We start from the raw sequence: 23,638 nt of genomic DNA on the forward strand, positions 1-23,638 counted from the left end.
AAAAATGGCACATCAAACACGGATCGTGCTTGAAACAGAGCGCCTCAGACTGAGAACAATGGATGAAGACGATGCGCCTTTTTTATACGAAAAGCTGTTCCAAGATGAAGAGGTCATGAAGTATTATCCTTCACTAAAGGATGAAAAGCAGACAAAAGAGTGGATTGCTTGGAATCAAAAGAATGACCGCACATTTCATACATCCCTGTGGATCATTGAAGAAAAAGAAACGAAGGAACCACTTGGTCAAAGCGGAATTGTTCTCCAAAACGTCGAAGGACAAACAGAGCTTGAAATTGGCTATATGCTAAAGAGATCGGCATGGGGAAAAGGATATGCTGTTGAGGCTGTAAAAGGCTGTCTTGCGTATGGTTTTGACGAAATGAAGGTGAGGCGAATGGTCAGCTTAATTCGCCCTGACAATGAAGCGTCAGTCAAGGTCGCAATGAAAATGGGGATGAAAAAAGAAAAAACCATTTCAAAATGGGATCAAATGATTGATGTTTACAGTGTTACTCGTGACGGAAAAAGCGGCTCGCTTGAATCATAAGGAGAGCCGCTTTTTCTTTTATAGACGCTGTTCTAACTGAAGTAAATATTTCTTTCGTTCGATTCCCCCGCCATATCCGCCAAGTTCACCGCTTGTTTGAATGACTCGGTGACAAGGAATGATGATGGCCAACTGATTGGCACCATTTGCATTTCCAACTGCCCGAACCAAATGGGGATCGCCAAGCATGATGGCAAGATCTCGATACGATCTCGTTTCGCCTGGCGGAATCTGTAATAGAAGATCCCATACCCTTTTCTGAAAAGGGGTGCCATGTATAGCAAGTGGCACAGTAAACTGCGTGAGTTTCTTGTCAAAATATAAGGCCAATTCCTTTGCTAATTGCTGATGGACGTTTGTTTCTCCAACTAAAATACGGGCATGATGTTTTTTTCTGATGTTCTCAATTTCTCTTTCTAATCCTCGCCTGTCCATAAATTCAAGCAAATACACATGGGTTGCATCTGAAATGCTCATCATCCGCCCAATCGGAGTAGAAATAAAATTCGCATGCAAAATATTGACTTGCGCCTTTTTGGGTGGATTCCCCATGATTTTCGTAAAGGCGTCATTGAAGGCACTGGAAGACTCGTAACCGAAGGTGACTTGCTGATCAATGACTTTTTTTCCGTTCAGAATCTCTTTAAACGCTAGCCCCATTCGGCGTGATCTAGCATATTGAACAAAGGTCATTCCATAGATTTCTTTGAATTTTCTCCGAGCTGTTGCAGAGTGAATCCCTAATTGGCGAAAATCTTCTTCTTTCCACCGTTTCTCAGGGCTCTCTTCAACTGCTGATACAAGTGTTTTGACTTCTTCTGGAATGCTGTTAGGATATGTTAAAGGCGTGCATCGCTTACACGGCCGATACCCTGCAAGCAGCGCCTCCTCTGCTGTAAAGAAAAACTCGCAGTTCTCATATTTTGGTTTTCTAGCAGTGCACGTGGCATGGCAGAAGATGCCGGTTGTTTTAATACCAGCAAAAAACGTGCCGTCATATTGCGGATTTTTATCAACAAGTGCTTGATAAAATTCGTGTTTTTGTTCGTCGGTCATCATCATTTGATCCACCTCTTGTTTTATTATATCAGTGATGTGGTCGTTCCTCTTTCTAACATTTAGTATACTTCGCTTTCATCCACTTTCTTTCGAAAAATGAACAAGTATATTTGAAGGGAAAAAGCAAAGTGGTAGACCGGCATATCAGGGTGTGATACACTTTTTCATACAGAATCGGCTGTATGCTAGCTGATTATCATGAATTGGTTTTCTAGGGTTCCGTGCGGGCAGCGCAGTCTGGACCGAGAGAAAACACATAGGGTCTAGACAATAGACCGTATGGACACGGAGGGATAAAAGCCCGGGAGATTTGATCAAACGATCGATTTCCGGGCTTTTTTTATTGCTTGGAATCGGTAAGAAAGGAAGAGATCGAATGAAATGGGGAAATGTTTTGATTGCAGCCGTATTTGAAGTCGGCTGGGTGATGGGGTTGAAATATGCTGGCTCTATATTGGAATGGAGCGCAACCATCGTTTGTATTGTTGTCAGCTTTTATTTACTCCTGAAAGCCACGACTGTACTTCCAGTTGGCACACTTTACGCCGTTTTCACCGGACTTGGAACAGCCGGTACGGTCATAGTAGGGATGGTCATGGGTGAGCCGGTACAGCTAGTAAAATTACTTTTGATCATGGTGCTTTTAAGCGGTGTATTAGGACTCAAATTGACCACAGGTGAAAAGAAAGGGGAGGCTGAATCGTGAGCTGGCTTTTACTCATTGGGGCAGGCATCTTAGAAATGCTTTGTGTCACCATGATGAATCAATTCCAGAAAGATCGCCATGTCAAATGGATTTTCTTCATAGCAGCTGGATTTTCGCTATCCTTTTTGATGCTGTCTCTTGCGATGAATACAATTCCGATGGGAACGGCGTATGCGATTTGGACAGGAATCGGAGCAGCTGGAGGAGCGATTGTTGGGATGCTGTTTTATGGTGAGTCGAAAGACGCAAAACGTATTTTATTTATCGCACTGATTTTATCTGCAGCGGTCGGGTTAAAAATCATTGAATAAGAAAAGGCTGGCAAACATGTGCCAGCCTTTTTGCTACATCGAATGATGATTGGAATCGTTTTCATTTTTGCGGTAAAGTTGACTCACAAGCAGAAAACATACACCAAATGTAAGTAAAGGAATGAGTCTTTCTCCGGTCATAAATAGATAAATGCCCGTGATTAGACATACGATGCCGAGCCAAAAGCTCACTTTACCAAACAAAGTCATGTTTTTCATCTCCATCACTCCTTTTGTGATAAAAGGTCTATCCATATTATATCACGCCAGGTGCAGAATTGAATGAATATTCAATAAAAAACACGACGCTTAATTGCTTTTTCTCTTTCCAGTCCAGTATAATATTTCATTAGAATGAAAAATGTAAATGAGGTCATAAGACATGAGAACATTGATTACAGAGAAACTTGAATTACACAGACAAAAGCATGAGCAAAAAGGAAGGCTTTTAGTCAGCTGCCCGGATCAGCCTGGTATTGTGTCAGCTGTTTCTACTTTTTTATTTGAACATGGAGCAAACATCATTGAATCTAGTCAATACACAACAGATCATGAGAGCGGCCGGTTCTTTTTAAGAATTGAATTTGATTGGAAAGACATCTCGGCCAACTTAGATCAACTGAAAAGCAGCTTTGTGCCAATTGCGCAATCATTTCACATGACATGGAGCATGTCGCGTGCAAGTGATCTGAAAAAGCTGGCGATCTTTGTGTCCAAGGAGCTTCATTGTTTACATGAACTTTTATGGGAATGGCAAAGCGGTAATTTAATGGCTGAAATAGCGGTTGTCATCAGCAATCATGAAACGGCAAAAGATACAGTCGAAGCACTCGGCATTCCATTCCACTTCGTGAAAGCAAATAAAGACATTCGCCAAGATGCAGAAAAACAACAGCTTGCATTATTAGAAGAATATGATATTGATGCGGTTGTGCTTGCTAGATACATGCAAATTTTGACGCCAGCCTTTATCGAACAGCACCCGAACAAAATCATTAATATTCATCATTCCTTCCTGCCGGCTTTTATAGGGGCTAACCCTTACAAGCGTGCATATGAGCGAGGGGTTAAACTGATTGGGGCGACTTCTCATTACGTGACAAATGATTTAGACGAAGGGCCAATCATTGAACAGGATATTGAGCGAGTAGATCATAGAGATGATGCAGAGGCATTAAAAAATATTGGCCGCACGATTGAGCGCAGTGTGCTTGCCCGAGCTGTCAAATGGCATCTGGAAGATCGAATCATTGTCCATGAGAATAAAACGATTGTGTTTAATTGACCGCTTGACTTTTCTGAAGCAATTGGTGATAATATAAAAAAATTAACGAGCGTTGAGAAGGAATAGTAAGCAGGACCTGCTGTGTAAAAGAGAGCAAATGACATGCTGAAACATTTGCCGCAGACAGCTGCTGAACCTACCCTTTGAGCCTTAGAGGAAAAATCTAAGCGCATGCCTGGCGTTACAGGAGTTGAGTGGAATAAGCAGACGTGTGCTTATTCAATGAAGGTGGTACCACGGAAAATCCCTTTTTCGTCCTTTACATAAGGAGAAAAAGGGATTTTTTATGTGGTGAAAGGTATAGCGGAGGGAATCAATGATGAAAAAGCAAAGGATCGTCATAAAAATTGGTAGCAGTTCATTAACAGAGCAAAAGGGAGCCATTGATGAACAAAAAATGCAGGATCATGTCAAAGCCATTGCAAAGCTAAAAGAGGCAGGCCATGAAATCATTCTCATTTCGTCAGGAGCCGTTGCGGCGGGATTTGGCAGTTTAGGATATCCGTCAAGACCTGTGACCTTAAAAGGGAAGCAGGCTGCTGCTGCTGTTGGTCAAGGCTTGTTAATGCAGAAATATACAGAACTATTTTCACAGTTTCAGATGACGCCTGCACAAATGCTTTTAACACGTAATGACTTTTCAGATCGTACAAGATATCGAAATGCTTACGCAACGATGATGGAACTGCTCGAAAGAAAAATTTTACCGATCATTAATGAAAATGACTCTGTGTCCATCGAGGAGCTTACCTTTGGTGATAATGACATGTTATCAGCACTGGTCAGTGGCTTAATTCATGCAGACCAATTGATCATTTTAACAGATATCAACGGAATTTATGATGCCAATCCAAGTGAGAATCCTGATGCGAAGCGGTTTGATGTGCTGACTCACATTTCAGATGAATTGTTCTCATATGCGAAGAGTACGGGTTCAAAGGTTGGAACAGGCGGGATGAAATCTAAGCTTTCAGCTGCACAAACAGCTCTCTCCCTTGGCGTTAAAGTCTTCATTGGCACAGGTACAGGGGAAGACAAGCTTCTTCACATTCTCGCTGGTCAAGGAGACGGCACATATATTGGTGAACAAGACTTATCATCAGTCAATAACCGTCGCCAATGGATTCAATTCCACTCACCAGTCTCTGGGAAGATCATGATTGATGCGGGGGCAGAGGCGGCGATTTTGCATAATGGAAGGAGTCTTCTTCCAGCTGGTGTCATTGATGTAGCTGGTGAATTTTCTAAAGGAGAGGTCGTCGAAGTTGTTGGTCCAAACGGATTAGTCGGTAAAGGACAAACATTGTATGATTCAGATGAGCTTCTTGGCATTAAAGGGATGCGAAGTCATGAGCTTTCTTATGAAAAACCTGAAGTCATTCACCGAGATCACTGGGTTCAGCACGTACAAAACTGAGGAGGGAAAACGATGAATGAAGTTCTAGAAAAAGCAAAAAAGGCAAGCGCAGCCAAAGATCAGCTGCTATTAAAAACGACTGAACAAAAGAATGCTGCATTAGACGCTATTGCAAAAGCATTAAAAGCATCTTCAGCTTATTTAATTGCCGAAAACCAAAAAGATGTTCAGGCGGCTATAGACAAAGAGTTCACGCCATCTGTGATCGACAGAATTACATTAACAGAAGAGAGAATTGAAGCGATTGCAGACGCTACGCATCAACTCATTCAGCTCAAAGACCCAATTGGTGAAACATTAGAGACCATTCAAAAAGAAAACGGGCTTTTCATTGAAAAAGTACGTGTGCCTCTTGGAACGGTTGGGATGATTTACGAAGCAAGACCAAACGTGACAGTCGATGCGGCCACTCTTTGCTTGAAAACTGGAAATGCTGTGATTCTTCGAGGAAGTTCATCGGCCATTCATAGTAATAAAGCGATTGTGAAAGTCATTCACGAAGCGCTGCAACCAACGGATATTCCCGTAGACAGTGTACAATTGATTGAAGATACAGGCCGTGAGACGGCTAAAACCCTGTTCACTTTAAATGACTATCTAGATGTCCTTATTCCACGCGGCGGGAAACATTTAATTGATCTTGTTGTGAGAGAGTCTACTGTTCCAGTACTTGAGACGGGTGCAGGGAATTGTCATATTTACATTGATGAAACAGCCCAAAAAGAAATGGCTGAACAAATTGTTCTGAATGCGAAAACACAAAGACCATCTGTTTGTAATGCCATTGAGAGCATTGTCATTCATGAAACATGGGCAAAAGAACATGGCGCTTCGCTTTTTGAAGCACTTCAGACACATGGTGTAGAAATACGGGGCGATGAAGCAGTATGTGCACTTGCACCTAGTGCCACATTAGCGACGACCACTGATTTTGAAACGGAATTTTTAGCGCCGATTGTCAGTATTAAAACCGTCAAGACCATGGAAGAGGCGATACAGCATATTCAAATGTATAGCTCTAAGCATTCTGAAGCGATCATTACGGAAAACGAGCAGCATGCGGCACTTTTCTTAACAGCCGTTGATGCTGCCGCTGTGTATCATAATGCATCTACCCGGTTTACAGATGGCTTTGAATTTGGCTACGGAGCGGAAATCGGCATTAGCACACAAAAATTACATGCTAGAGGACCAATGGGTCTGCCAGCCCTAACCTCTGAAAAATTTGTCATTCGTGGTCAAGGACAAATAAGAGAATAACCCATCCAAAAAGAGAGTCTTATCGCACAAGGCTCTCTTTTTCCTTTCATTTTTGTATTTCTTCGGTCAAGTATGATAAAATATGGTAATGTTTTATATTTTGAGAAGATTGGAGAAGGCAACGTATGGCGAAAATCATTCCCTCTTCGGATATTGGAGTGAAAATCAACAAGTGGTATGAATTAATCCGCAGATTTGATTCAGAACAAGCAGAACAGTTAAAGCAGGAAATTCGCACCTCTCTTGATTCAATGGAAGAAGATCAGAATTTGCTTCTCTATTTTTCTTTAATGGAATTCAGGCATGAGGTCATGCTCGATTATTTAAAGCCATTAAAGGAAGGAAAGCTTCGCGCCAACTTTTCCGAGCTTTCGAAAGAAATAGATGAGCATCAAACGCATGTCACAGGCATGCTTGAATATTACTATCATTTCTTCAGAGGCATGTATGAGTTCGGCCGGAGAGAGTACATTGCTGCCATATCGTCCTATCAAAAGGCAGAGCACAAGCTTTCTTTTGTATCCGACGATATTGAACGTGCAGAATTTCATTTTAAAATGTCAGAAATATATTATCACATGAAACAAACACACATTTCGATGCACCATGCCAAACTAGCGCTGGATGTCTATATTCAGCACGAACTATATGCGCTTCGTACCATTCAGTGTGAATTTATTGTAGCCGGTAATTATGATGATATGAGAAGGCATGAAAAGGCATTGCCACATCTCGAAAGAGCACTTGCAAGATCAAGAGACTTTCAGAATGTGCGTTTTATTGCTTCTTCTTTGTTTAATATGGGCAACAGCTATTACAGAATGGGAGACTTGAACCGCGCACTCGACTTAATGAAAGAATCCATCTCATTATTTGATCAAAACCAATCTGATCATCTTCGTCGATCGATAGACCCTCTTTATACAGCCGCTCAGATCTTATACAAACAAGGTAAAAACGATGAAGCATTATATTACAGAGAAGAATGTATGAAACGAGCAGAAGCTCTGCAGGATGACATTCATATTCAGAAGACCATTTTTTTAGAAGCGTTGTACTTACGACAAGATGCAGAGCATATTAAACGGATTTTCCATTTTTTAGAATCTTCCTATGCATATCCAGATATAGAAGAGCTGGCTTTAGACACCGCAAAGTATTATAATGAAATGGAGGATTATGAAAAATCTTCCATGTTCTATGGGGAAGCGGAACATGCTCGTATCTATATTCAGAGAGGGGATTGTTTATATGAATTTTAAAAAATGGGCAGTCGTCTGTACAAGCATCACGATCTTGGCATTATGGATCACATCACCTAATGCCGACCCCGATAACAGAAACCATACGCTAGAAAAACCGAATCCGCAGCATATCACGATCTGAAAAGCCCTTTTTAAAGGGCTTTTTTTATTGACCGCTTCAATCATCGTAGGTTGCACATTCATAAAAATAAAAAATGGAGGAAAGATGAAAGTGAGTGTTTTTCATTGACTCTTGAATTTAAATTGTGTACAATTCAATTGTAGAAAACATTAATAGAGCGAAAGAGGGTTATATTCATGTCAGAAGTTTTATTTACTGCAACGGTATCAGCTGTAGGAGGAAGAGAAGGTAAGGTTGTTTCAACAGATGGTGTACTAGAGCATGATGTAGCAATGCCAGGAACGCCAAGAGCGAAAAAGCTTGAGAAAGCAACGAATCCAGAGCAATTATTCGCAGCGGGCTATTCTGCATGTTTTGATTCAGCCCTTCAAATGGTCGCAAGACAAGAGCGTATCCGTTTTGAAAGTGAAGTAACGGCACATGTAAGCTTAATCAAAGACAGTTCAGACGGCGGTTTCAAACTAGGTGTTAAATTAGAAGTAAAAGGAACTGGAATTGAGCAATCTGCACTTGATGAACTTGTTCATAAAGCACACGGCGTTTGTCCATACTCAAAAGCAACGCAAGGAAACATTGAAGTAGAATTAGTAGCTGTCGCTCAATAATAGACATCAAAAAAAGGCTGAGGGAATATTCCCTCAGCCTTTTGATTGTGTTAATTTTTGCAGAAGCTCATGTAAAGAAGCGCGAAGTGTTTTCAGCTCTTCTTCTGATCTGCCTGTTCCAGACAGCATTTGAAATGGAATCGAAGTGGCCTTCTCTTGTAAGGCTTCTCCGTATTCTGTTAAACGAATTTGGACCGAACGCTCATCCTCTTTTGAACGTTCACGGATGATGAGTCCATTTTGTTCCATTCGTTTTAGCATAGGTGTGAGTGTACCGGAGTCTAAATATAAAAGCTCTCCCATTGTTTTCACATTTAATGTCCCATGCTCCCATAACAAAAGCAGTGCCAAATATTGCGGGTATGTGATATTTAACTCTTCTAATAATGGTTTATATTGCTTCGTCATTTCTCTTGAACTTGCATATAACAAGAAACAAAGCTGATTTTCCAGCTTCATATGTTCAAATTCATTTGTCATATCTGTCACCAACTATTTTTTGTCATACTTATCATTGTATAAGATTTTCTTCCTTTTTAAAATAAATACAGACTAAAAATGAAAAATTCTTCAATGTGCCATAAATGTTTGAGCAACGAATAGAACGTGAAAGGTATAAGTAGTAGAAGGAGGAGATCAAGATGAAACCATTATTTACTGCAAAAGTAAAAGCACAGCACGGAAGAGCAGGACATGTTCGTTCTGATGATGGTGTGCTTGACCACAACATTGTGATGCCAAACGCAAAGAAAGATGGAGAAACTGGTACGAATCCTGAACAATTATTTGCAGCGGGTTATGCGGCCTGCTTCGGAGGGGCGCTTGAACAAGTCGCCAAGAAGCAAGGTGTCGAAATTGAATCAGAAGTAGAAGGACATGTCAGTCTATTAAAAGATGAAAGTGATGGCGGTTTTAAACTTGGCGTGAAGCTGATTGTTTCCGCTAAAGGGCTTGATCATGAGAAAGCGAAAGAGCTTGTTGAGGCTGCACATGAATTCTGTCCATATTCAAAAGCAACAAGAGGAAACATCGAAGTAGAGCTTGAAGTGGCGGACTAATGAAAAGAAAAAAGGGCTGAAATTTAGCCCTTTCTCAAGCATCTACTGACACCTGCTGTGGAGCAGGTGTCTTTTTTTAGTATTCTTTCTTTTTGTCGTATGTGTCCCATGCTTCAAATGGAGCAAGGGTTTTTTGAAGGGTCAGCTGGTAAAATGGAATGTTTCTTGATTCGTATTCTTTATTGATTTCTTCATAAATAAAGGAGTCATCAAAACCAGAAGTCGCTGCATCCTTGTGTCCAGCGGCAAAATATACGGCCTTTGGTCTAGCCCAATAGATAGCACCAAGACACATTGGACAAGGCTCACAGCTTGTATACAAAATACAGTCTTCTAATTGGTATGTATGTAGTGTTTGGCATGCCTTTCGAATAGCTGTCACTTCTGCATGTGCAGTTGGATCATTACTCGTTGTGACATTGTTGCTTCCCTCTGCAATAATCTGACCGTCTTTGACAATGACCGCTCCAAAAGGGCCGCCTGTGCCACTATTTACTCCTTCTACTGCAAGATCAATTGCGCGTTGTAAAAAAGCTTCGTGATTCATTGTCTTCCTCCCTTTGTTCGACTGACTTCTCTAGTATAAACGAATCATGATAGAAAAGGAATCATTGTAGGAGGAGATCGAACAGGACAATTTGCGCATAAAAACCCCTGCCAAATGTTCAGCAGGGGAAGAGTGAGTCCATTATGCGTGCTGCGCTAGCTTTTTACGAGCGACTTCAGCAGCTGTCACCATGTTTTTCAAAGCAGCAATGGTTTCAGGTTCTTGTCTTGTTTTCAGTCCACAGTCAGGGTTGACCCAGAAGCGATCTGTCGGACATACGTTCAGTGCATCATCAATGATTTTACTCATTTCTTCAACAGATGGAACGCGCGGGCTGTGGATGTCATATACCCCAAGTCCAAGACCTTTCAAATACGGGTGTTTTTCTAAATAATCGAGGAACCCACCATGACTGCGTGAATGTTCAATCGTAATCACGTCTGCATCAAGGTCTTCAATCGTATCAACAATATCCTCGAAGTTGCTGTAGCACATATGTGTATGAATTTGCGTTTCATTTTGAACAGACGATGTCGATAGACGGAATGACTCTGCTGCCCAGTTTAAGTATGCTGCCCAATCACTCTCTTTTAAAGGAAGACCTTCTCTTAGCGCAGGTTCATCCACTTGAATCACTTGAATACCCGCTGCTTCTAACGCTTCTACCTCTTTGCGTAAAGCAAAAGCGATTTGGAAGGCAATGTCTTTACGAGAGATATCTGTTCTTGGGAAAGACCAGTTTAAGATCGTGACAGGCCCTGTCAGCATTCCTTTGACTTTTTTCTCCGTTAAGCTTTGAGCGTAAACCGTTTCTTTCACTGTCATTGGCTCTGTAAATTCTACATCTCCATAAATGATCGGCGGCTTCACGCAGCGTGATCCATAAGATTGAACCCAAGCGAATTTTGTAAAGGCAAATCCAGCGAGTTTTTCACCGAAGTATTCAACCATGTCTGTACGTTCAAATTCTCCATGAACGAGTACATCTAGGCCAATCTCTTCTTGAATATCAATCCATCTTTTTGTTTCTTTTTTAATAAATTCATCATACTCTGCATCTGTCCACTCATTTTTGCGCCATTTTTGACGAGCACTGCGCACCTCAGCTGACTGAGGGAAGCTTCCGATTGTTGTGGTTGGAAGAAGCGGCAGTCCGAGAGATTCATTTTGAATGCGTAGTCGTTCTTCAAAAGCAACTGGACGTTTAAAATCTTTTGATGAAAGGCTGTTGCGCTCTGCTGTCAGGTCCGCATTCGTTCCTTTTGCGAATTCTTTTAACGTCAGAAGTGCTTCATTTGCTGCATGGATGTCTGCATCAATGGCAGCCGCTCCTTTTGATAAGCCTTCTTTTAATAGCGTTAATTCAGCCAGTTTTTCAGTGGCATAAGAAAGTCCGTTTAATAGTTTTTCTTCAAGCTGTTCGCTCGGATGTTTTGCAACTGGGACATGTAGCAGGCTGCTTGAAGGCTGCAGCCATACTTCTTTCGGCTGAACATCAGCAATCACTTCAGAAATAAACGATAATCTTTCTCCTAGATCTGATCTCCAAATATTTCTGCCGTCAATGATACCGGCTGCTAAAATTTTATCTTTTGGGAAGCCGTGTTTTTTCAATTGTTCAAGGTTTCGTCCTTGATCATGGACAAAATCAAGACCGATGGCTTCAACAGGATACGTCACAAGCTCTTCATAGGCATCTACTGAGTCAAAGTATGTTTGAAGGAGAACGTTTAAGGCAGGTACAGCTTCTTTAATCGTTTGATAGATGGCTTTTACTGCTTTCACGTCTTCACTTGAAGCTGTGACTAAAGCAGGCTCATCAATTTGAACCCATTTTACACCGGCTTCTTCAAGCTCTTTTAACAACTGAGTATAAAGCGGCACTAGGCGTTGCTGAATCTCTTTCACTTCATTGGCTTCATAGCCTTTAGAAAGAGAAACAAATGTATAAAGACCAAGAACGACAGGTTTTGTTTCAACACCAAACGCTTTTTTCACCTTTTCGTATGCTTCAAGCGGTTTGTTATGTGTGAGTTTGAATTCTGTGCTTTTTTCGTATTCTGGAACGATGTAGTGATAGTTTGTATTAAACCATTTTGTCATTTCACTTGAGACAGCATCTTTTGTTCCTCTTGCCATCGCAAAGTATGTATCTAGCGGGTCTTTCAAGCTGCGGAAGCGCTCTGGAATCCAATTGAACATAACGGCAGTATCCAGCACGTGATCGTAGAAGGTGAAGTCCCCAGAAGGTACAACGTCAATTTGTTGATCAATTTGAGTTTTAATAGCGGCTAAAAATTGTTCATCGAGTGTGCTTAAGAGGGTTTCTCGGTCAGTTTGACCTTTCCAATAAGACTCAAGTGCTTTTTTCCATTCTCTGTTTAAACCAATTCGCGGAAAACCTAGATTACTTGTTTTAACAATTGTCAATTCCAATTCCTCCTCTAAATATAAAAAGACACTCACACTCATGGTCAAGATTGATGAGGGCAAATGTCTGGTTTAAAAAGACAAAATGTGTGTGCGAAAGAAGGCGTAAGTATCAATGACGAACGCTTTTCCGACATCTCCTATCAACCGTAGGGGGTTTGATGTGATAGAGCGGCTGGTATCCTGGCTAGTGAATCTGCAAGCTTTTCATCCTTCCCATCTTCACGACAGTGGATGATTAACGAAAAGCTCTCCTCACTTACAGTGGCGGGACCGCGCCGGATTTTCACCGGTCTTCCCAATTAAAATTCGACGTGTGATCGAATTACCGACTCTCAAACTATGAATTTATTGTGTTCGATTATATAACGTTCACTTCATTTCGTCAAAGTAAATTTTGAATAATTTTAATTAAAAAAATCCTGAGAAAATTCTATCTTTTCTCAGGACCTAACATGTACCTATAGAGACAAAAGTTCTGCTTCCAATGTTTTCTCAAGAAGCACATCTGGTGCAGTTAAATATAAAAACCCGTTTCCTACAAGGGTTTTCGATTGTTTTAGCGGAAGGGTTCTCCGTACGAGCTGAGCATATACCTCAGGTTCTGTCAGCTTACGCTGGAACGCTTCTTCTTCGGCATTTTTAATAATGGCGAGTGCACCGCTCACATGAGGGGCAGCCATGGAAGTGCCTGTTAGTCTTCCGTATTTATGGTTAGGGAGAGTGGATAAAATGTCTTCACCTGGAGCGACGAGGTCGATTTCTTTATTCGCATTGGAGAATTCAGAGGATTCTCTTGCAAGAGAGACAGAGCCGACGGCAATGACCTCGTTGTATGCAGCTGGGTAGGAGAACTCTTCAGTACGCTCGTCTCCGTCACCTTCATTTCCTGCTGCGCAGACAACAAGCACACCGCTGCTTACCGCATGTTGGATGGCCTTTTGTAGTTCTGGTTCATTGCTTGGCCCACCGAGAGACATGGAAATAATATCAACCTTCTGTTCAACCGCATAGTTAATGCCATTGATAATCCATTCGTATTTCCCGCTGCCATTTTTCCCTCCAAGAACTTTCACGATCAACAGCTTGGCTTCAGGCGCAACACCTAAAATGCCGCCATTTTGATCCGTTGCTGCAATCGTTCCTGAGACATGGGTACCATGCCCGTTGTAGTCTTTTACATTCTCAGCATCGCCATTGTCATCATCGGTAAAGTTTTTTCCTCCGATAATCTGATCTTTTAAATCGGGATGCTCCGTGTCGCAACCTGTATCAAGGACAGCAATGGTTATGCCTTTTCCTTTGAAGCCACTTGACCAAAGTTCGGGTGCTTTAATCTCCTGAATACTTTCCGGCGTCTCTTTCGCTTCCATCACATTGGCTTTTACTTCATACGGAATTAAGCGAATTTCACCTTTCATAAGAAAGCCCTCCTTATTTTGTTTTCAAAGTAGATTCAGGTTGCGTAATGTTATTGTATAAAACAAATGTTTGATCGGAAAGGGTCAATTGTAATAATTTTTCAAATAATCAAATAATTATTTATTGTGCAGTTCTCCTCATATCTTGCCGAAAGAAGTCACCTTTTGAGGAAAACTCTTAGTATCATATGAAAAAGAATGAAATGTTGCATAGTGAGCTTGCACCTGTACAGATGAAAATGGGTGAAAAGAACTAAAAAAGGCAGATCGAAAAAACAATCATATAAAGAGATAGAGGATGACAGAAAAGAAAAAGGTACATGACATGTGCAGATTAATTGTTTTTTCATTATAATGATCGAAAGAATATAGAATGTAAAAAGTATTTGACATTTTTTAAGCGGATGATATGATTTAAATGTAAAAAGTATTTGACATTTTGATTGGGAGGGGACTACCCGTTGGATGTTGTCAAAGTTGTGTATTCAGTCATCTTATTAGTGGTCGGACTGTTCATTTTTATCGCGCCTATGATTCAAAAGGGTGATGAAAGAAAGAGATTTATCTACTCAAAAGCTCAATCGTATGCATTTATGGTGGTCATTGGTATGCTTTTATTAGAAGTCGCAGAGTCCATATTTTTAACGACCCAAGGGAACAATTCTGATAAGGGGTTTGGGATTTCTCCCATCATGTTCCTAACTGTGATTTCGGTCATATATTTAGTTACATTACTCATATACAGAAAAAAATATGGTGATTAAATTGCAAAATCATATAAGAGAACTAAGAAAATCCATTAAATTATCCCAAGAAGAACTTGCTAAACGATGTAAGGTCTCGAGACAAACCATCAATGCCATTGAAAACGATAAGTACGACCCTACTTTACAATTAGCCTTTGACATCGCCTCTGTTTTGAATACGACTGTAGATGAGCTTTTTGTCAGTCAACCTAAAAAGAAGTAAGGGACCAGCCTCAGAAAAGAGGCTTTTTTTGTTGATTTGTGTAATGTGAAAGGATCAGCTGAAAATAAAAATCAACCATATTACATAACAATTCCTTATTCATGAAAAATAAGATATGAAGATTGTGACTGTTCCAATGGAGAAAGGCAACATATAATAATGGAAAGACAAGCTTGCCTTTCAGATAGGAGAGATAGAGATGAACAAAGGGAAGATACTCGTGGTAGAAGATGAAAAGAAAATTGCAAGAGTGCTGTCATTAGAACTTGAATATGAAGGATATGAGGTCACAGTCCAAGATACAGGGATGAAAGGACTCCAGGCGCTCGAAGAGGAGAGTTTTGATTTAGTGCTTCTAGATGTCATGCTTCCAGAATTAAGCGGACTTGAAGTGCTTAGAAGGGTTCGAAAGACAAATACGGCAACACCGATCATTTTGATTACCGCAAGAGGAAGTGTTCCCGATAAGGTCAGCGGTCTTGATCTTGGGGCAAACGATTATATTACAAAACCCTTTGATATAGAAGAATTATTAGCGCGAATTCGTGCACAGCTGAGGTTCAATCACAATGCGCAAGAGGAAAAGGAAATTGAGCTAAGTATTGCAGATTTAACGGTGAATGAGAAAACAAGAGAAATTCAAAGAGGCGATCAGACGCTTGAGCTGACACCGAGAGAATATGACTTGCTTGTTCATTTATTGAAACATCAGCAGCAAGTGCTCACAAGAGATCAGCTTTTAACAGCTGTTTGGGGTTTTGATTATTTTGGTGACACGAACGTGGTTGATGTCTATATTCGCTATTTAAGAAAAAAAATCGATTACCCGTTTGAAAAACAATTGATTCACACAGTGAGAGGTGTGGGTTATGTGATGAAAGGATAAAGCATGAGATTAAAAAATAAGATCCAGCTTTATACATCGTTGTCCTTGTTTTTAATGGTGCTGCTGTTTCATACAGCGATTTATTTTATTTTTTCGATGACCTTGACGCAAAAAGATATGTCCAGACTGTCGGAAGTAGCTGAAAATATTGCTATTGCACTAAAGAAGTCAGAAGAAGAGGGACTTCCATCTTCAGAGCTTCTGAAAGCGTATCTGCCTCAAAATGGTATGATCCGTGTCGTCACAGAGAAAGGTGAATCAAAGCTGACCGTCACGAAGGAATCTACGTTTAGCTCACTTCCTTTTACATACGAATCTGGTCAGACAGCAGAAATTCAAGAATACAATAAGCATATGATTGCGTTCGCGGCTATCCCTGTCATTTGGACAAATGGGGACATTGTGTCGCTGCAAGTATATGAAGAAATTGAAAATACAGAAGAGAACTTGGCGTTATTAAAAATGATTTTAATCACTACTGGCGTTTTGTTTATTGTGCTTTCTTATTTTGCAGGCCACATTTTAACAAAACAAATTGTCCGCCCAATTAGTCGAATGACCAATACGATGAAAGCAAGTATGAGAGAAAAGGCATTTAAACGAATTGAATTAACAGGCGATTCAAAGGATGAACTGTATCAAATGGGTCAAACCTTTAATGAAATGGCCGAAATTCTCGAGAAACATTATGAGAAAGAGCAGCAATTTTTACACGATGCTTCTCATGAATTGAAAACACCCATTACCGTCATCATGAGCTACAGCAATTTACTAAAACGCTGGGGGCAAAGCCGGCCAGAGGTCGTAGAAGAATCCTCTCAAGCCATTCATGATGAGGCAAAAAAAATGAAAAGGCTGACAGATCAACTACTCACACTGGCGAAAAATGGGCAGCCGCTTTACTTGGACATGAAGCCGGTTGATCTTGGTCAATTGTGCAGCCAAGTTGGGCATACACTTGAAGTGGCAACCAATCGAACCATCTTTACTCATGTACAAACAGATCAGCCTGTGATTGCTGAAGGGGACGAAGAGAAGATCAAACAGCTTTTGACCATCTTGATTGATAATGCGGTTAAATATAGTGCAGAGCCAGTTGATGTGAACTGCGGACGAGCAGGAGAGAAACCGTTTATTTCGGTTGTTGACAAAGGAATTGGCATAAAAGAAGAGGATCTGCCGAAAATCTTTGACCGCTTTTTCCGTGTGGATGAAGCGAGAAACAGTGAGACGGGCGGAACTGGGCTTGGCCTGTCAATTGCGAAGCAAATTGCTGAAGAGCATGGGGCTGAGCTAAAGGTAGACAGCCGTATCGGTGAAGGAACCGTGATGACCATTCTTTTTCAGAAATAAGTAGGTCTTTTCTCATCAATTTCTCATTTCCTCCTTATAAAATAGGAAATAGGAAGGAGGCGCTGCATGTCTAAAAAAATGAAAATGCTGCTTACGCTCGCAGGATGTCTTTTCATTCTTGTGGCTTTTGCAATGCTCATGATTCAAACCATTGACAAAAAAATATTAAGCGAAGAAGACATTAAAAAAATCATCGCAAAAGACTACAATGGAAACATCACAAATATTGATCTGATCAATCATAAACAGGACTATACATTGACGCTTGAAAATTCAAATGGCATCTATCAAATCATTGCATCTTCCTCAAGCGGTCAAATGAAAGAGATGAAACAGTTAAAGAGCTATCAAAAACCAAATGAGAAAAATGCCGAACTCCAAGCAGAAGAAGTGGCAGTGAAAAAAGTGAAGGGTACCGTGATTCAAAAGAAAGAAAAATCGGATCGCTTTATCTTTACGATTCAATCAAAAAAAGAACTGTATCAAGTGGATGTTGAAAAAGACACGTTCAAGGTGATTGAAGCAGAAAAGAAACAGCCAACCTCTAAAGAAAAGAAGCTGACAAAAATAACGGTAGAAGAAGCCATTCAGATTGCCGTAAAAGAAGTGGGCGGCACAGTGGATGATGCAGATCTTGAAACTTTTAGCGGAATGCTCGTGTTTGAGGTAGAGCTTGATTTGCCGGATGGAAGAGAGGCAGAGGTGTTAGTGAATGCCTATACAGGAGATATTGAAGGCATTACGTACGAAAACTAATCATTTTCTCATGATTTTCTCATGTTCCTTTCCTTCCTTTATCATCTTGTTTTTTTAAGATAAAGGAGAAATCAAACAGAGGAGGAATGAAATATGATAAAAAAAGTACTAGTAGCTACAGCATTCACAGGAGCCCTTGTCGCAGGTGGTTTCACCCTTCAAGCGCAAAATACCAATCAAACGGCAAATGCCGAACAAGTGGTGCAAAAGAAATCTTCATTTGTCTCAAAGAAACAGGCTGAAAAAGCAGCATTAAAAGTTGTGAAAGGCTATGTAGATGATGTAGATCTTGAGCGTAAAAAAGGAAAATGGGTATATGAGGTCGAGATTAAAAAAGGCGGCTTTGAATATAAAGTATATGTCGATGCCAAAACAGGCAAAGCGCTCAATGATCCAGTCAAAGAAAAGAAACAAAATGTAAAAATCACCAAAAAACAGGCTGAACAAATTGCCCTTGCAAAAGTAAAAGGAACAGTCACAGATTCAGAATTAGATAAAGAAAATGGTGTGTACTTGTATGAAATTGAAATTACGACACCAAGCGGCGAAGAAGTTGATTTTGAGATTTCCGCTAAAACAGGCAAAATCCTCAAGCAAGAATGGGACGATTAAGCTATAAATGAACCTTTGAGCGTGATAGAAAACCTTTGCAGTCCTAGGAAGGACGAGTACTGGCGCGGGGCGAATTTGACATTCGTGAGCACCAGCACGCACACGCTGAACCTTACACTTTTATGTGTAAGGTTTTTTCATTGGGACAAACTACTGGAAAGGAGGCGAGAGAATATGATGAAGAAAAAAGAAGAAGAACAGACGATGGATCGTGCGGAATATGTTCCCCATCCTGATGGAGAAGGATATGCTTTGTTTTTGCATGATTCTTTTCATCTCCTCTCCCAAGAGGATATGAATCAGCCAGAAGAGGAATAGAAGACATGAAAGGGCGATGGTCAACTTGTCTATCGCTCTTTTTTTGAAAAGTAAGCGAATACATCAGAAAACTTGGCATCTTGCTTATTGACATCATTGCGCTTTTTCTGTAATCTCAGTGTGTCAACAATATGAGACTTCGTTAGGTGAGGCTCCTGTATGGAGATACGCTGCTGCCCAAAAATGTCCAAAGACGCCAATGGGTCAACAGGAATCATCGACATAAGGTGATTTTTAATGCAGCTGGATGAATCCTATGCCATACAGTGCTAAAGCTCTACGATTGAAGGAGCAAGTGTTTATTTGTCATGCTTACAAAGCGCCTTCATTCGGTTGAAGGTGCTTTTTTATGAGAAAAGGAGGTGTGGGGATGGATCATCCCGATTCGAGACACATAGAGAGTATCTCAAAAGATCAGATTGACGCATCAGATAGCGGAGATCCTGACCCCCGCACAATCTAAGGGATTCGGGTATCTCCTGATTTTGGGGAGGTAACAGCGATGATACAGAACATTACGTACGATGAACTCATTTTACGCATCATTATTTTACTAAGAGATGGGAAACGTAAAGAATTTAAAAACATTATGGAAGAACTTCAGCCTTATGATATGGCCTACTTATTCAAGGAGCTTCCAGAAAAACACCGCGGCCGCTTTCTCAGCTTTTTAACAGTCGATGACGTGACGGAAATGATGGGTGAACTGGAGCGGGAATATCAAGAGATTGTTCTTGAAAAAGTAGGGAAAGACAAAGCCACCTTCGTCACAAACAAAATGGATAACGATGATCTAGCCAACTTGTTTGATGAGATGGAGGATGAGCTGAAGGATCAGCTTTTATCTAACATGGAAGCAGAGGAATCCAAGGCCGTCCAGCTTCTCATGAATTACCCTGCTGAGACAGCAGGCCGGATCATGACCAATCGGTACGTTTGGATTCCGCAGCATTATACGGTTCAGGATGCCGTGGTGAAGCTGAAAAGCTTTGCTGAAATTGCCGAATCGATCAACTACTTATATGTCATAAATGATCAAAAACAGCTTGTAGGGGTACTCTCATACAGGGATCTTATTTTAGGTGAACCGGATGAAAAAGTGCAGGATCTTATGTTTACAAGAGTCATTGCCGTTGGTGCCTTTCAAGACCAGGAAGAAATCGCAAAGCTCATTGAGCGATATGATTTCCTTGCTATCCCTGTTGTAGAAGAGAACAATGTCTTAGTCGGAATTGTGACAGTCGATGATATCATTGATGTTGTGATTCAAGAGGCAGGAGAAGACTATGAAAAGTTTGCTGCCTCTGGTAAAGATATCACGTTCGACACACCGGCATTTGTGGCGGCATACCGCCGTCTTCCATGGCTCATTTTGCTCCTATTCATTGGGCTGATTTCAGGCAGTATCTTGAATTATTTTGAAGATACCTTGCAGCAAGTTGTTGCTTTAGCATTCTTCATGCCGATGATTGCAGGCATGACAGGGAATACAGGGACACAGTCTCTAGCGGTTGTCATTAGAGGATTGTCAAAAGAAGAATTAACGAAAAAAACCATTATGCGCTTGATTTTCAGAGAGCTGAGAACAAGTATTTATATTGGGATTGTTTGTTCAATCATTATTACGGTCGTTGCCATGGTATGGCAGGGCAATATGATTTTAGGTTTTGTTGTTGGTTCCTCGCTTCTTGCAACACTGATTATTGGGACGATGGCAGGTACGGTCGTGCCGATTATTTTACACAGATTAAACGTCGACCCAGCCATTGCATCTGGACCGCTGATCACAACATTGAATGATATTTTATCCTTACTCATCTATTTTGGAATTGCAACAGCATTTCTTCATACACTGATGTAGTCAAAAGACTGTAAAATGTAACGTTTTACAGTCTTTTTTGAATAAAGATTGCATATAGCGCTTCCATCCTTTACATTTTAAGGAGAAGGTGGGAGAAAAAAATGAAGAAGTTTTTATTCATTTTCATGTGCATTGTTTTGCTAAGTGCATGTTCAAGAGAAGACGAGGGGAAAGACAGAAGACTGGTAGCGTCAGAGCATATGCTTGAAGCGATAACTGAAGGAAATAAACGAAAAATGGACAACGTCTATGTCGAAGGCGCAGTCCCAAGCCCAAGTGACATTCTTAAATCGAAAAAGGAATGGGGAATTGAGACGCTTTCTTATGAAGATTTTCAATTGGAAGAAGCCAGCATCCACGTCTTTCATGCAAATTATAAAGATGTAAACACTGGAGAAAAAAAGGCGCTTGCCTTTCGGGTGAAAGAAGATCCTGAAAAAGGCGGCGTACGAATTGACTTTGTAGGGGTTGTTGAAGGAACTGACGCTTCATCTAAATAAAAAGTATCGTTCATATGCTTTATGATAAATCAGGCATAAGTTGAGATAATGTAAAAGGATAGAAGAGCTGAAAGAATGTCGCTCTATCTATCCTCTTTTTTTAACACACATGATCTTATTAATGAAAACAATGATTTGTCTCAGATCACATATTCGTAATGCCTATTAACTCCATAAATTGTGACAGAGCACTGGTCATGTACGAATCACGTCGCCTGATCAACACAGTGGGCACGATCCGATGCGGTTCCGGTAATGGATGACAGGTAAATTTGCCTTCCCCCCGAGATTCAACCATAGATTTTGGTAATATAGTCACTCCCAGCCCGCTTTCAACACATTTAAGGACGCCCTCTAACGTACCATATTCCATGACCTTCATAGGAGGATAGCCGTTGTTCTCTAGCCACTTTTGCCATCGTCCTAAATAAATACAATGGGCGAATGACGAGAGCAACGGCTCATGTAAAATAGATTCTACCTGGAATTGCTCCGTGGAGTAGCTTGTAATGAGAACGAGGGATTCTTCCAATACAGGATACTCGATGATTTCTGGATGAAGAATTGGCCCATCTACTAACGCGCTGTCTACTTTGTAGTTGAGGATAGCGCTAACTTGGTCGACTGTAGGTGCCATATACAAGCTCAATTCTACTTGTGGAAATTTTTTGTGATATTCTGTGAAAATGCTGGGCAATCTTGTAGATGCGGTGGACTCTATAGATCCAATGTGTAAAGACCCCCGCGGAGTAGAGGAAAGCTTTACTGCTTCTATCGCTTCTTCGTAATCGTATAGTAATTTATTTACATAGGGCAGCAGTTCACGTCCTGCAGGCGTTAAAGATATTTTCTTATGATATCGATAGAGAAGAGGTACACCTAACTCTTGTTCAAGACGTTGGATTCTTGCGGTGACATTGGACTGCACATAATTTAATTTTTGAGCAGCTTTTGTGATGCTTTGTTCAATGGCAACGGCTTTAAATACTTCCAAAGATTTAATATCCAAACTAACTCTCCTTTTTTGCATCACAAATTGTGATGATCTATATGCTATTTTTTGATTTTACGTGATCCAAAGAAGTATGTAAACTAAATGATAGAAGAGGTTGATGCTCATTGCGTCCCTTTTATCTGATCGAGAGGAGAAAATGAGAATTTTTTAGCTGTGGCAACTAATACAGACGTTTCCATTTAATAAGGAGGGGAATCGATTGATTTCAAAGGTAAATATCGAAGAAAAATTTTCGCAAATAAATGATTATTGGAATCCTAGAATAGGTGGAGAGTTGAACGACTCATACATGAAAATGGTGAAAATGAAGGGTGAATTCATTTGGCATCACCATGATGATGAGGATGAAATGTTCTTTGTGTGGAAAGGCAATCTAGTCATCCGTTTTAGGGATAGGGAAATAACGCTTAATGAAGGAGAATTTCTTGTGATTCCAAAAGGAGTTGAACATCAGCCAATTGCTGAAGAAGAAGTTCACTTGCTCTTAATAGAACCCAAAACGACGCTAAACACGGGGAATGTGCTCAATGAGCGAACTGTTTCGATTCCTGAACAAATTTGAAAAACTAAATCGTTAAAGATCAAGTATCTTAGGTGATAAATAGTTGAATGGTTGTTTTAGCTAATAACGAGGCTGCAATTGCTGCCTCGTTTTGTTGCTTCAATGATTCAAGATGAGCTGTAACGCATTTCCTTTCGCTACCTGAAATAGACTCTTCAGCAAGAATCGGTCTTTGGGTCAGTTCGTGCTTTCATCGATTCATATTCAGGACGATCAGATGCTAAGTCTATTTTGCCGAGTAAGCGATTGTTATTTAGTTCATCGATTCTTGTACCGGAAGTGCGCGTTGATCTGTCCTTCCAGCATTTTTTTCTTATATTGTCCGCTTTTTAATGCCTGTTCTTTTTTCTTCATGTCTTTTAAAATTTCCGCTGTCTGCACACCATCTTCCCGTTTATTGGCGATATCCATTAAACGTTCTACATCAGAAAAAGAATATTTCCGTGTGCCTCTTGTTGAGCGCTGGGGGTAGATGAGTTTACGTTCCTCATAATATCGGATTTGCCTGACGGAAAGTCCTGTTAATTCACTCACAATCCCAATTGAAATGACTTTTTTATCTTTATAAGATACATCTTCCTGCGTCATATCCTCACCCCTGCAAGTCTTTTCTTCATATTATATCCAACAGTCAGTAAAAAAACCTAACGTTTGTTAGATAATATAACACAAAAATGAAAAAATCGAAAAACAATGGAAGGAAAAATAACATATAAAGTGCAAATCATATCACGTGAACATATGATAAGAAAAAGAAAAAATAAGGAGGAG

At 40.5% G+C, this 23,638-nt stretch carries 28 protein-coding genes, 3 riboswitches and 1 other annotated feature; of the genes, 20 read left to right on the plus strand and 8 right to left on the minus strand.

Going from position 1 to position 23,638, the window contains the following annotated elements:
* Positions 1-4 precede the first annotated feature (4 nt).
* Positions 5-550 (plus strand): GNAT family N-acetyltransferase, encoded by a 546-nt coding sequence (locus tag NST73_RS06360; RefSeq protein ID WP_342499471.1) that lies wholly within the window; start codon positions 5-7, stop codon positions 548-550.
* A gap of 18 nt (positions 551-568) precedes the next feature.
* Here NST73_RS06360 and NST73_RS06365 read toward each other — a convergent pair whose 3' ends face one another.
* Positions 569-1,612 (minus strand): trifunctional transcriptional activator/DNA repair protein Ada/methylated-DNA--[protein]-cysteine S-methyltransferase, encoded by a 1,044-nt coding sequence (locus NST73_RS06365; RefSeq protein WP_268373179.1) that lies wholly within the window; start codon positions 1,610-1,612, stop codon positions 569-571.
* A gap of 197 nt (positions 1,613-1,809) precedes the next feature.
* Positions 1,810-1,919, plus strand: a riboswitch (guanidine-I (ykkC/yxkD leader).
* A 66-nt stretch (positions 1,920-1,985) separates the two neighbouring features.
* Here NST73_RS06365 and NST73_RS06370 point away from each other — a divergent pair.
* The gene (locus tag NST73_RS06370; RefSeq protein WP_024719620.1) at positions 1,986-2,315 is read left to right on the plus strand and encodes a multidrug efflux SMR transporter; all 330 of its coding nucleotides are present in this window, start codon (positions 1,986-1,988) and stop codon (positions 2,313-2,315) included.
* Positions 2,312-2,626 carry a multidrug efflux SMR transporter gene (locus NST73_RS06375; protein ID WP_017359126.1) on the plus strand — a complete coding sequence of 105 codons (315 nt, stop codon included), beginning with the start codon at positions 2,312-2,314 and terminating at the stop codon, positions 2,624-2,626. Before NST73_RS06370 ends, NST73_RS06375 begins: the two co-directional genes overlap by 4 nt.
* A 33-nt stretch (positions 2,627-2,659) precedes the next feature.
* Here NST73_RS06375 and NST73_RS06380 read toward each other — a convergent pair whose 3' ends face one another.
* A complete protein-coding gene (locus NST73_RS06380) occupies positions 2,660-2,845 on the minus strand; it encodes a hypothetical protein (protein WP_017359125.1) in 186 nt (61 codons plus the stop codon).
* A 163-nt stretch (positions 2,846-3,008) separates the two neighbouring features.
* Between NST73_RS06380 and purU the strand changes: the two genes are divergently transcribed.
* From purU to NST73_RS06410, 6 genes are all read left to right on the plus strand, one after another.
* Complete coding sequence (gene purU, locus NST73_RS06385) at positions 3,009-3,911, plus strand: formyltetrahydrofolate deformylase (RefSeq protein WP_342499472.1); 903 nt, start codon at positions 3,009-3,011, stop codon at positions 3,909-3,911.
* Positions 3,912-3,954: 43 nt separating this feature from the next.
* Positions 3,955-4,174, plus strand: a binding site (T-box leader).
* A gap of 56 nt (positions 4,175-4,230) precedes the next feature.
* Complete coding sequence (gene proB / locus NST73_RS06390; RefSeq protein ID WP_058337559.1) at positions 4,231-5,328, plus strand: glutamate 5-kinase; 1,098 nt, start codon at positions 4,231-4,233, stop codon at positions 5,326-5,328.
* A 12-nt stretch (positions 5,329-5,340) separates the two neighbouring features.
* On the plus strand, positions 5,341-6,588 hold the full coding sequence (locus tag NST73_RS06395; RefSeq protein WP_081114173.1) for a glutamate-5-semialdehyde dehydrogenase: 1,248 nt from the start codon (positions 5,341-5,343) through the stop codon (positions 6,586-6,588).
* Positions 6,589-6,713: 125 nt separating this feature from the next.
* Entirely contained in the window at positions 6,714-7,850 is a 1,137-nt protein-coding gene (locus NST73_RS06400; RefSeq protein ID WP_024719625.1) for a Rap family tetratricopeptide repeat protein, read from the plus strand.
* Positions 7,840-7,974, plus strand: a complete 135-nt coding sequence (locus NST73_RS06405; RefSeq protein ID WP_008346190.1) for a hypothetical protein — start codon at positions 7,840-7,842, stop codon at positions 7,972-7,974. Before NST73_RS06400 ends, NST73_RS06405 begins: the two co-directional genes overlap by 11 nt.
* A gap of 176 nt (positions 7,975-8,150) precedes the next feature.
* A complete protein-coding gene (locus tag NST73_RS06410) occupies positions 8,151-8,579 on the plus strand; it encodes an organic hydroperoxide resistance protein (protein WP_007498801.1) in 429 nt (142 codons plus the stop codon).
* A gap of 33 nt (positions 8,580-8,612) precedes the next feature.
* On the opposite strand, the gene NST73_RS06415 is transcribed toward NST73_RS06410, so the two are convergent.
* Positions 8,613-9,059, minus strand: coding sequence for a MarR family transcriptional regulator (locus tag NST73_RS06415; RefSeq protein ID WP_008346188.1), 447 nt, complete (start codon positions 9,057-9,059; stop codon positions 8,613-8,615).
* A 161-nt stretch (positions 9,060-9,220) separates the two neighbouring features.
* Between NST73_RS06415 and NST73_RS06420 the strand changes: the two genes are divergently transcribed.
* Positions 9,221-9,637, plus strand: a complete 417-nt coding sequence (locus NST73_RS06420) for an organic hydroperoxide resistance protein (protein WP_047945985.1) — start codon at positions 9,221-9,223, stop codon at positions 9,635-9,637.
* 76 nt (positions 9,638-9,713) lie between these two features.
* Here NST73_RS06420 and NST73_RS06425 read toward each other — a convergent pair whose 3' ends face one another.
* The 3 genes from NST73_RS06425 to NST73_RS06435 form a co-directional block, all read right to left on the minus strand.
* Positions 9,714-10,184, minus strand: coding sequence for a nucleoside deaminase (locus NST73_RS06425; protein ID WP_008346184.1), 471 nt, complete (start codon positions 10,182-10,184; stop codon positions 9,714-9,716).
* A gap of 141 nt (positions 10,185-10,325) precedes the next feature.
* The gene (gene metE, locus NST73_RS06430; protein ID WP_047945987.1) at positions 10,326-12,614 is read right to left on the minus strand and encodes a 5-methyltetrahydropteroyltriglutamate--homocysteine S-methyltransferase; all 2,289 of its coding nucleotides are present in this window, start codon (positions 12,612-12,614) and stop codon (positions 10,326-10,328) included.
* Between the two features lie 155 nt (positions 12,615-12,769).
* A riboswitch (cobalamin riboswitch) is annotated at positions 12,770-12,962 on the minus strand.
* 113 nt (positions 12,963-13,075) lie between these two features.
* Entirely contained in the window at positions 13,076-14,035 is a 960-nt protein-coding gene (locus tag NST73_RS06435; protein ID WP_007498796.1) for a S8 family peptidase, read from the minus strand.
* Positions 14,036-14,496: 461 nt separating this feature from the next.
* On the opposite strand from NST73_RS06435, the gene NST73_RS06440 reads away from it, so the two are divergent.
* The 9 genes from NST73_RS06440 to NST73_RS06480 all read left to right on the plus strand — a co-directional run bounded on the left by NST73_RS06440 (position 14,497) and on the right by NST73_RS06480 (position 21,290).
* Entirely contained in the window at positions 14,497-14,799 is a 303-nt protein-coding gene (locus NST73_RS06440; protein WP_041092341.1) for a hypothetical protein, read from the plus strand.
* Complete coding sequence (locus NST73_RS06445) at positions 14,789-15,004, plus strand: helix-turn-helix transcriptional regulator (protein WP_169476040.1); 216 nt, start codon at positions 14,789-14,791, stop codon at positions 15,002-15,004. Before NST73_RS06440 ends, NST73_RS06445 begins: the two co-directional genes overlap by 11 nt.
* 199 nt (positions 15,005-15,203) lie before the next feature.
* On the plus strand, positions 15,204-15,890 hold the full coding sequence (locus NST73_RS06450; protein WP_019743445.1) for a response regulator transcription factor: 687 nt from the start codon (positions 15,204-15,206) through the stop codon (positions 15,888-15,890).
* A gap of 3 nt (positions 15,891-15,893) precedes the next feature.
* Entirely contained in the window at positions 15,894-17,243 is a 1,350-nt protein-coding gene (locus NST73_RS06455) for an ATP-binding protein (RefSeq protein ID WP_268361394.1), read from the plus strand.
* 66 nt (positions 17,244-17,309) lie between these two features.
* On the plus strand, positions 17,310-17,999 hold the full coding sequence (locus tag NST73_RS06460; RefSeq protein WP_342499473.1) for a PepSY domain-containing protein: 690 nt from the start codon (positions 17,310-17,312) through the stop codon (positions 17,997-17,999).
* Between the two features lie 93 nt (positions 18,000-18,092).
* Complete coding sequence (locus tag NST73_RS06465) at positions 18,093-18,611, plus strand: PepSY domain-containing protein (protein ID WP_008346169.1); 519 nt, start codon at positions 18,093-18,095, stop codon at positions 18,609-18,611.
* 174 nt (positions 18,612-18,785) lie between these two features.
* On the plus strand, positions 18,786-18,929 hold the full coding sequence (locus tag NST73_RS06470) for a hypothetical protein (RefSeq protein WP_008346168.1): 144 nt from the start codon (positions 18,786-18,788) through the stop codon (positions 18,927-18,929).
* A gap of 131 nt (positions 18,930-19,060) precedes the next feature.
* A riboswitch (M-box (ykoK) riboswitch) is annotated at positions 19,061-19,224 on the plus strand.
* Between the two features lie 207 nt (positions 19,225-19,431).
* Positions 19,432-20,790, plus strand: coding sequence for a magnesium transporter (gene mgtE / locus NST73_RS06475; protein ID WP_007498785.1), 1,359 nt, complete (start codon positions 19,432-19,434; stop codon positions 20,788-20,790).
* Between the two features lie 101 nt (positions 20,791-20,891).
* Positions 20,892-21,290, plus strand: coding sequence for a lipoprotein (locus NST73_RS06480; RefSeq protein ID WP_039170299.1), 399 nt, complete (start codon positions 20,892-20,894; stop codon positions 21,288-21,290).
* A 145-nt stretch (positions 21,291-21,435) separates the two neighbouring features.
* On the opposite strand, the gene NST73_RS06485 is transcribed toward NST73_RS06480, so the two are convergent.
* Positions 21,436-22,299 (minus strand): LysR family transcriptional regulator, encoded by an 864-nt coding sequence (locus tag NST73_RS06485; protein ID WP_039170301.1) that lies wholly within the window; start codon positions 22,297-22,299, stop codon positions 21,436-21,438.
* 205 nt (positions 22,300-22,504) lie between these two features.
* Between NST73_RS06485 and NST73_RS06490 the strand changes: the two genes are divergently transcribed.
* Complete coding sequence (locus NST73_RS06490; protein ID WP_163116621.1) at positions 22,505-22,867, plus strand: cupin domain-containing protein; 363 nt, start codon at positions 22,505-22,507, stop codon at positions 22,865-22,867.
* Positions 22,868-23,125: 258 nt separating this feature from the next.
* On the opposite strand, the gene NST73_RS06495 is transcribed toward NST73_RS06490, so the two are convergent.
* A complete protein-coding gene (locus tag NST73_RS06495; protein ID WP_007498778.1) occupies positions 23,126-23,455 on the minus strand; it encodes a MerR family transcriptional regulator in 330 nt (109 codons plus the stop codon).
* Between the last annotated feature and the right edge of the window lie 183 nt (positions 23,456-23,638).

The organism is Bacillus sp. FSL W7-1034 (genome assembly GCF_038593365.1).
GTDB lineage: Bacteria > Bacillota > Bacilli > Bacillales > Bacillaceae > Bacillus > Bacillus altitudinis.

Excerpts from the sequence above, each read along its gene's own strand:
- NST73_RS06495 (WP_007498778.1), bottom strand. The coding sequence starts at position 23,455 with ATGACGCAGGAAGATGTATCTTATAAAGATAAAAAAGTCATTTCAATT.
- NST73_RS06460 (WP_342499473.1), top strand. The coding sequence starts at position 17,310 with ATGTCTAAAAAAATGAAAATGCTGCTTACGCTCGCAGGATGTCTTTTC.
- NST73_RS06480 (WP_039170299.1), top strand. The coding sequence starts at position 20,892 with ATGAAGAAGTTTTTATTCATTTTCATGTGCATTGTTTTGCTAAGTGCA.
- NST73_RS06420 (WP_047945985.1), top strand. The coding sequence starts at position 9,221 with ATGAAACCATTATTTACTGCAAAAGTAAAAGCACAGCACGGAAGAGCA.
- NST73_RS06450 (WP_019743445.1), top strand. The coding sequence starts at position 15,204 with ATGAACAAAGGGAAGATACTCGTGGTAGAAGATGAAAAGAAAATTGCA.
- NST73_RS06380 (WP_017359125.1), bottom strand. The coding sequence starts at position 2,845 with ATGAAAAACATGACTTTGTTTGGTAAAGTGAGCTTTTGGCTCGGCATC.
- NST73_RS06425 (WP_008346184.1), bottom strand. The coding sequence starts at position 10,184 with ATGAATCACGAAGCTTTTTTACAACGCGCAATTGATCTTGCAGTAGAA.
- NST73_RS06360 (WP_342499471.1), top strand. The coding sequence starts at position 5 with ATGGCACATCAAACACGGATCGTGCTTGAAACAGAGCGCCTCAGACTG.
- NST73_RS06445 (WP_169476040.1), top strand. The coding sequence starts at position 14,789 with ATGGTGATTAAATTGCAAAATCATATAAGAGAACTAAGAAAATCCATT.
- proB (WP_058337559.1), top strand. The coding sequence starts at position 4,231 with ATGAAAAAGCAAAGGATCGTCATAAAAATTGGTAGCAGTTCATTAACA.
- NST73_RS06370 (WP_024719620.1), top strand. The coding sequence starts at position 1,986 with ATGAAATGGGGAAATGTTTTGATTGCAGCCGTATTTGAAGTCGGCTGG.
- NST73_RS06365 (WP_268373179.1), bottom strand. The coding sequence starts at position 1,612 with ATGATGATGACCGACGAACAAAAACACGAATTTTATCAAGCACTTGTT.
- NST73_RS06405 (WP_008346190.1), top strand. The coding sequence starts at position 7,840 with ATGAATTTTAAAAAATGGGCAGTCGTCTGTACAAGCATCACGATCTTG.
- NST73_RS06415 (WP_008346188.1), bottom strand. The coding sequence starts at position 9,059 with ATGACAAATGAATTTGAACATATGAAGCTGGAAAATCAGCTTTGTTTC.
- NST73_RS06470 (WP_008346168.1), top strand. The coding sequence starts at position 18,786 with ATGATGAAGAAAAAAGAAGAAGAACAGACGATGGATCGTGCGGAATAT.
- NST73_RS06435 (WP_007498796.1), bottom strand. The coding sequence starts at position 14,035 with ATGAAAGGTGAAATTCGCTTAATTCCGTATGAAGTAAAAGCCAATGTG.
- NST73_RS06400 (WP_024719625.1), top strand. The coding sequence starts at position 6,714 with ATGGCGAAAATCATTCCCTCTTCGGATATTGGAGTGAAAATCAACAAG.
- NST73_RS06455 (WP_268361394.1), top strand. The coding sequence starts at position 15,894 with ATGAGATTAAAAAATAAGATCCAGCTTTATACATCGTTGTCCTTGTTT.
- purU (WP_342499472.1), top strand. The coding sequence starts at position 3,009 with ATGAGAACATTGATTACAGAGAAACTTGAATTACACAGACAAAAGCAT.
- mgtE (WP_007498785.1), top strand. The coding sequence starts at position 19,432 with ATGATACAGAACATTACGTACGATGAACTCATTTTACGCATCATTATT.
- NST73_RS06410 (WP_007498801.1), top strand. The coding sequence starts at position 8,151 with ATGTCAGAAGTTTTATTTACTGCAACGGTATCAGCTGTAGGAGGAAGA.
- NST73_RS06395 (WP_081114173.1), top strand. The coding sequence starts at position 5,341 with ATGAATGAAGTTCTAGAAAAAGCAAAAAAGGCAAGCGCAGCCAAAGAT.
- NST73_RS06465 (WP_008346169.1), top strand. The coding sequence starts at position 18,093 with ATGATAAAAAAAGTACTAGTAGCTACAGCATTCACAGGAGCCCTTGTC.